The sequence below is a fragment of the Acetomicrobium mobile genome (assembly GCF_937920065.1).
Genome location: NZ_CALETC010000026.1, coordinates 1 through 2,649 on the forward strand (window position 1 = coordinate 1; position 2,649 = coordinate 2,649).

Below are 2,649 nucleotides of genomic sequence, written 5' to 3' on the forward strand. Positions count from 1 at the left end.
AATCACGGGCTCCGGGATATTCATGCCCTCTAAAATTATGGGCTCTCTTTCGTCGCAGAGAGTATCGCCCGTTTGGGTGTTCTTTAAGCCAGGTAGCGCTACGATAGTACCTGCTGAAGCAGATTCAATATCTTCACGTTTGCTGGCATGAACCCTTAATATCCTACCGACACGCTCTTTTTTCTTTGTATTTGCGTTAAAGACCGTCATGCCAGTATGCAACGTCCCACAATATATTCTCGTATAAACTACCCTGCCCACAAAGGGATCGACCAGGACCTTGAAAGCCAAAGCCGAAAAGGGTCCCTTTGGATCAGGATGTCGCACCACTTCTTCTCCATTCCTTAAGTCAACGCCCTTGACCGGAGGAATCTCCAAAGGAGACGGAAGGTAGTCTATAATGGCGTCAAGCAACAACTGAATGCCCTTATTTTTTAGGGCAGATCCACAAAGAAGTGGAACTAGCTTTAGCTCGATGGTCCCAAGGCGCAACGCTTTTCGTATCTTCTCTCCGGAAATCTCTTTTCCTTCGAGGTAGGCTTCCATAATTTTGTCATCCATTTCAGCCAAGGCCTCTATTAAATATTCGCGCCATTCTTGAGCTTCAGCCAAGTATGCTTGCGGTATCTCATCCAACTCCATGCGAGTGCCCAGTTCGTCTGCATACTCTATGGCCCTCATCTCAACTAGGTCGATAATGCCCCTAAATGCATCTTCCGCGCCCATGGGTAATTGAATGGGAACCGGATTTGCCCCTAACCGCTCCTCAATTTGTCTCATGACACCAAAAAAGTTAGCGCCAACTCTGTCCATTTTATTTATAAAGGCAATCCTTGGCACCCTGTATTTATCAAGCTGACGCCATACCGTCTCCGACTGAGGTTCCACTCCCCCAACAGCGCAAAATACGGCAACTGCCCCGTCCAGTACCCTTAGCGAGCGCTCCACCTCCATCGTAAAATCCACGTGGCCGGGCGTATCAATTAAGTTAATCATATAATCTTTCCAATAGCATGTAGTAGCCGCTGAAGATATGGTAATACCACGCTCACGTTCTTGCTCCATGAAATCCATAGTTGCAGCGCCTTCGTGAACCTCGCCTATTTTGTGGATTTTACCCGTATAAAATAATATTCGCTCCGTAGTCGTAGTCTTACCAGCGTCAATATGAGCTGCTATGCCTATATTTCGAATGCGTCGAATATCTATTCCTCCGTCGCTCATTGTTTCACAAATCACCACCCTGCATGATACCTATTTCTTTACCATCGATAATGGGCGAATGCCCTGTTTGCTTCCGCCATTCTATGCGTGTCTTCTCGTTTCTTTATAGCTGCACCTTCTCCTTTGTAGGCATCAACAAACTCCCTGGCCAAACGTTCGATCATGGGGATGCCCTTGCGAGACCTGGCGCTGTTTATGATCCACCGTATTGCCAGCGCCTGAGCCCGATAAAGTGCCACCTCAACTGGGATCTGATAAGTTGCTCCTCCAACGCGTCTGGGCCTAACCTCAACTAGGGGTTTAACATTTTCCAGGGCCTTTTCGAACACTTCATCGGGAGCAACATTAAGCCTTTTTGCAGCTTGCTCTAAAGCCTCGTAAACAATGCGCTCAGCAACGCTCTTTTTGCCATCATACATTAGACAATGAATGAATTTAGCTATGGCCTCGCTTTTATATAACGGATCTGGATCAACTTTTCTTTTTGGCACATGCCCCTTTCGCGGCATGACATCAACCTCCTCACTTGTTCTTGACTATTTCGGCTTTCTCACGCCATACTTTGATCTGCTTTGACGGCGATTTTCCACACCACCACAGTCGAGCGCTCCGCGTATTATATGATAACGCACACCCGGTAAGTCCTTGACACGTCCTCCACGGACCAATACTACTGAGTGTTCCTGCAAGTTATGGCCTATGCCCGGAATATAGGCGGTTACTTCAATGCCGTTCGTCAACCTCACGCGAGCCACCTTCCTCAAAGCAGAGTTTGGCTTCTTGGGAGTGACGGTATATACCCTCGTGCAAACGCCTCTTTTTTGAGGGTTCCCCTGAAGCGCAGGAGCACCTGAGCGCTTCTTTTTTCCCTTACGTCCTTGACGTATAAGTTGATTTATAGTGGCCACAAAAGTCCCTCCTTTAGCCTTGTTAAGCTTCCCTTAACTGATTATCCTTCAACAGGCCAGCTACAGCCGCTGGTCTTTCAATGACACATGCCCTTCCAAGTATCGTAGAATTATCAACCCATTCCACGGGTATTTTCCTAATCTCTGCTTCCCTTAATATGGGTTCTATGACCTTTCTTTCGGCGTCACGCGCAACAAATACCTTCTTGATCTCCGATCTCAGCAACTTGCGCAAGACGCTTTTAGCTCCTACGACGCGGTCGCTTTCAACAAGCTCATGTAAGGACATGACAAACCTCCCTCTGACGGCATGAGCACCGAGGAATGATATCAGCGCCAGGACTTTATGTCAAGTGGGGGTCTTCCTAGGGGGTCGACCCCCAACAATAGACACACATCTTGTCATGAACGATCTACAGACACGGGTTCGTACGAAACTTCTTCTTCGACTTCCACTATTTCGAAGTTGCGATTTGCGGCTGCTCCAGTGCCAGCGGGAATCAGATGTCCAATTATG

The 2,649-nt window shown here is 47.8% G+C and carries 4 protein-coding genes; all 4 read right to left on the bottom strand.

Annotation, left to right across the window (positions count from 1 at the left end; genetic code table 11):
• Positions 1-1,224, bottom strand: a 1,224-nt coding sequence (locus tag Q7P41_RS00885; RefSeq protein WP_303881379.1) for a translation factor GTPase family protein, incomplete at its 3' end; no start/stop codon positions are given.
• A 38-nt stretch (positions 1,225-1,262) separates the two neighbouring features.
• On the bottom strand, positions 1,263-1,733 hold the full coding sequence (gene rpsG / locus Q7P41_RS00890; protein WP_303881382.1) for a 30S ribosomal protein S7: 471 nt from the start codon (positions 1,731-1,733) through the stop codon (positions 1,263-1,265).
• A gap of 27 nt (positions 1,734-1,760) precedes the next feature.
• On the bottom strand, positions 1,761-2,132 hold the full coding sequence (rpsL, locus tag Q7P41_RS00895) for a 30S ribosomal protein S12 (RefSeq protein WP_303881384.1): 372 nt from the start codon (positions 2,130-2,132) through the stop codon (positions 1,761-1,763).
• 22 nt (positions 2,133-2,154) lie between these two features.
• Positions 2,155-2,421, bottom strand: a complete 267-nt coding sequence (locus Q7P41_RS00900) for a ribosomal L7Ae/L30e/S12e/Gadd45 family protein (protein ID WP_303881386.1) — start codon at positions 2,419-2,421, stop codon at positions 2,155-2,157.
• Positions 2,422-2,649: the final 228 nt, after the last annotated feature.

What these genes read in the sequence shown, in the direction of transcription:
- rpsG (WP_303881382.1), bottom strand. Translation starts at nt 1,733, where the DNA reads ATGCCGCGAAAGGGGCATGTGCCAAAAAGAAAAGTTGATCCAGATCCG.
- Q7P41_RS00900 (WP_303881386.1), bottom strand. Translation starts at nt 2,421, where the DNA reads ATGTCCTTACATGAGCTTGTTGAAAGCGACCGCGTCGTAGGAGCTAAA.